Annotated in this window: 2 protein-coding genes; both read left to right on the top strand. The window is 74.5% G+C overall.

The features are described 5' to 3' along the window. Positions 1 to 147 precede the first annotated feature (147 nt). Positions 148 to 897: a hypothetical protein gene (locus AWZ10_RS09905; protein ID WP_244172450.1), complete on the top strand. Its 750-nt coding sequence runs from the start codon at positions 148 to 150 to the stop codon at positions 895 to 897. A gap of 645 nt (positions 898 to 1542) precedes the next feature. Then, positions 1543 to 2508: serine/threonine-protein kinase (locus AWZ10_RS09900; RefSeq protein ID WP_159058240.1), on the top strand; the 966-nt coding region annotated here is incomplete at its 3' end.

Genomic DNA, 2508 nt, shown 5'->3' with positions numbered 1-2508 from the left:
GGAGGCGCGGGGGACGGCGCGGGCGGTGCGGCCGGCCCCGGTGGTGCGGATGGTGGGGGCGCGCGCGGTACGGAGGACGTGTACGGCGCGCGTGGTGAGTATCAGGGCGGCGCGCGGGCGTCGGGGCATTCCACCGGGGGTGCGGCCTTGGCCGGGGGCCATGTGTCCACCGGCGGTGGCTTCGGTGCCCCGGCCACCCCGATGGCCACCGTCCATCAGCCCGCCGACGGCGCCCCCGTCTTCCCTGCCGCACCCCCCGCCAAGCGGCGCCGGGGCCGTACGGTCGCGCTCGTCCTCCTGCTGGCCGTGCTGGTCGGCGGTGGTGGTGCCGTCGCGGCGCACTACGCGGACGTCTGGCGTGCGGGGAGCGGCTCCGCGACGGCCGGGACGGACGGGACGGACGGGGCTGGGGACGGGGGTCAGCCGGCCGACGGGGTGCCGGAGGGGTGGGAGCGGGTCGAGGACCCGGAGGGTTTCAGCCTTGCTCTGCCCAAGGGGTGGAAGCGTCAGGTGCAGGGGACGCAGATCGACTACACCCCCGACAAGGGTGAGCACTTCCTCCGGGTCGCCGTGGACGACTCGCCGGACTTCGACAGTCCCTACCACCACCAGCTCGACCTGGAGGAGCAGGTGAGGACGCGGCCCGACTACGAGCAGGTGACCCTGGAGGAGAACATCTACCGCGACCGGCCGGGCGCGCTGTGGGACTTCACCTGGACCGCGCCGGCGACAAGCACGGAGTTCCTCCCCGGGCCGCGCCGGGCGATCGAGCAGATGTATCTCTCCCGGGACGGCGTCGAGTACACGATCTACATGTCCTCGCCCGCGGCGGACTGGGACACGGCGGAGAAGCAGTTCTACGCCGTGCTGCGCAGCTGGCGGCCGGCGCAGCGGTGAGGCGGCGGTACGACACGGGAGCCGGCGGTGCGACCGCCGAGTCGGCGGTACGACACGCGGAGTCGGCGGTGAGGCAGCGGCGCGCCAGTGGTGAGCCGGCGCTGAGGCAGCCGCGGGGCGGCGGGGAAGCGGAGTGAGGCGGGGCTGAGGGCGGGCGTCTGCGGCGTGAACCGCGAGGAATCTTCGCGGCTCTGCCTTCGGGTCCCGCGCTCGGGTCCCGCGCTCGGGTTCCGTGCTCGGGTTCCGTGCTCGGGTCCCGCGCTCGGGTTCCGTGCTCGGGTTCCGTGCTCGGGTTCCGTGCTCGGGTTCCGTGCTCGGGTCCCGCGTTCGGGCTCCGCGCTCGGGTCCCGCACGCAGGCCGTAGAGACGGGCCACGCGCCGCCTCGCACGCAGACCCCCGGACGAAGGCCCACACACAGGCCCCCGGACGAAGGCCCACCCGCAGACCCCCGGACGAAGGCCCACATGCGGGCCCCGCACGGTGGCTCACCCGCGCTCCCCTCACGCACAGACCCACACGTGAGCCTTCCGCGCGGCGCTCGCGCGACGCTCGTGAGGCGCTCGCGAGTCGTGCGTACGTCGCTTGTCGGCCAGGCCGCCACACGGCACCGGAGGGTTCCGGTCCGGTGCGGCATGATGGGGCGTATGGGGACCGAGGGGGAGAACGTCCGTGTCATAGCGGGTCGTTACCGGCTGGAGGCCAGGATCGGCCGCGGCGGTATGGGGATCGTGTGGCGCGCCACCGACCAGCTCCTCGGTCGGCAGGTGGCGGTCAAGGAGCTGGCCCTCGACGACTCGCTCCCGGAGGACCGGTCCCGCACACGGCGCGAGCGCACCCTGCGGGAGGCGCGGGCGGTCGCCCGGCTCAGCCACCCGCACATCATCGTCGTGCACGACGTCGTCGAGCAGGACGAACGCCCCTACATCGTCATGGAGTTGATCGACGGCGGCTCGCTCGCGGAGCGGCTCGCGGCCCAAGGGCCCGTCGACGCGCGGGAGGCCGCGCGGATCGGGATCGATCTGCTGGGCGCGCTGCGGCGGGCACACGACGCCGGGGTGCTGCACCGCGATCTCAAGCCGGCGAACGTCCTGCTGGAGACCGGCACCGACCGGGTCGTCCTCACCGACTTCGGCATCGCCCAGGTCGCCGGCGCGACCACGCTCACCGAGAGTGGGTCCTTCGTCGGCTCACCCGAATACACCTCGCCGGAGCGGATGTCCGGGGTCCGCACCGGGCCGGAGTCCGACCTGTGGTCGCTGGGTGCGCTGCTGTGTGCCGTGCTCAGCGGGGAATCGCCGTTCCGGCGGGACTCGTTGGGCGGCATCCTGCACGCGGTCGTCGTCGACGAGATCCGGCCGCCCCCGCAGGCCGCGCCGCTGCTCCCCGTCGTACGGGGGCTCCTGGAGCGCGATCCGGACCGGCGGCTCGACGCGGCGGAGGCGGAGCGGCTGCTGCGGGCCTTCCGGGAGACCGGCCGGACACCGAAGACGACGAAGAGCCCGAGGGCGTCGACCGGTTACACCCCGACCCGGCGGGACGTGCCGCGCCCGGGCCGGGACGCACAGCGCACGGCTGCTGCCGGGGCCCCCGCCCGGAACGCGTCGGCGGTC

It is taken from the genome of Streptomyces europaeiscabiei, from assembly GCF_001550375.1.
GTDB classification, from domain to species: domain Bacteria; phylum Actinomycetota; class Actinomycetes; order Streptomycetales; family Streptomycetaceae; genus Streptomyces; species Streptomyces europaeiscabiei.
Note: the sequence above shows the minus strand (reverse complement) of the source record. Positions and strands in the feature narration are given on the sequence as shown.